Origin of the sequence: Methanoculleus sp. UBA291 (assembly GCF_002499755.1) — an archaeon.
Taxonomy (GTDB): Archaea; Halobacteriota; Methanomicrobia; order Methanomicrobiales; family Methanoculleaceae; genus Methanoculleus; species Methanoculleus palmolei.
Genome location: NZ_DANC01000022.1, coordinates 8,373 through 9,543, shown reverse-complemented (window position 1 = coordinate 9,543; position 1,171 = coordinate 8,373). Strand labels below are relative to the sequence as shown.

The 1,171-nt window shown below is 67.2% G+C and carries 1 protein-coding gene and 1 pseudogene; both read left to right on the top strand.

Annotated elements, in window-relative coordinates; genetic code table 11:
- The coding region (locus BP737_RS05460) for a hypothetical protein (RefSeq protein ID WP_292407193.1) at nt 1–417 on the top strand (417 nt) is incomplete at its 5' end.
- Nucleotides 414–1,171: pseudogene (locus BP737_RS05455) on the top strand (hypothetical protein); the annotation flags it as partial. The gene BP737_RS05460 and the pseudogene BP737_RS05455, both read left to right, overlap by 4 nt.

The window sequence follows — 1,171 nt, the reverse complement described above, 5'->3', positions numbered from 1 at the left end:
ACCCTCGCCTGTACGGCATCAGGCGGGCTCGTCGTCCACGTCGAGGCGGAACGCTACCGGATTGCGCCCGAAGATACGAGAGCGTTGATCTTTGCCGGCCGGCCTGCTCCGGTCACCCGGGAGCGGCTGCGGCGGGAAGGCGGCACCGTCACGGGTGAAGTGATGATCGAGGGGCACGCGGCGGTGAACCCAGCAGGCCGGGCGGTGGTGATCCACACCCGGGCAGGCTCTTTCATCGTCCCGCTCGTCTCTTTTCGGCGGGTGGCCCGCGGGGAGGCTGCGAGCGCTCCCCTCTTCCCCCTCATCTCGGAGAACGACGTTCCTTTGGAACGGAGTTTGAGTACCGGAGGTGCGAATGGCGACTGGCCGGAGGGCAAGAGCCCGAGAAGACCGGGGATCTTCGAGATAGGTCTATGATCGAGGAGATCCACCGGGCGATAGGGCTCATCGCCCCCGGTGGTGGCGTGGTCGAAGTCCGGGCGCTCGCCGACGGCGTCACCCACTCGGGCTACTGCGACGATTATGATGGGCTTACCCGGGCCGTCGAGGCCCTCGACGCCGACCCCTCGGTCGCCGGGATCTACGTCACCTTGAACGCGGTGAATCCGGCACTCCTCGCCCGGCGGGCGAACCGGATCAAAATACGGCTCTCCCGCAAAGACGCCGCCACGGCAGATGTCGATATCCTCCGCCGGCGCTGGCTCCCGGTCGACATCGATCCCGTCCGGCCGAGCGGGGTCTCGTCGACCGAGGCCGAGCACGCGGCCGCACTCGCCGCGGCGGAGCGGATCGCGGCGTACCTCGCGGAGCAGGGATTCCCTTTACCTATCAGGGCGGACTCGGGCAACGGCGCCCACTTGTTGTACAGGATCGACCTTTCAAACGACGAATCCTCGACCGCGCTCGTGAAAGGAGTCCTCACGACCCTGGACGCCCTCTTCTCGAACGAGGTCGTGACCGTCGATACCGCGAACTACAACGCCGCCCGGATCTGGAAACTCTACGGGACCGCATCGCGGAAGGGCGACAACACCCCGGAGCGGCCGCACCGGCGAGCGAAGCTGCTTGCCATGCCGGGCGAGATCGGTGTGGTTCCCCTGGAGCGCCTGCAGCACCTCGCGGGTCTCCTCCCCCGGGAGGACCCTCTCCAACCAGAGAAGAGGAGCGGGAA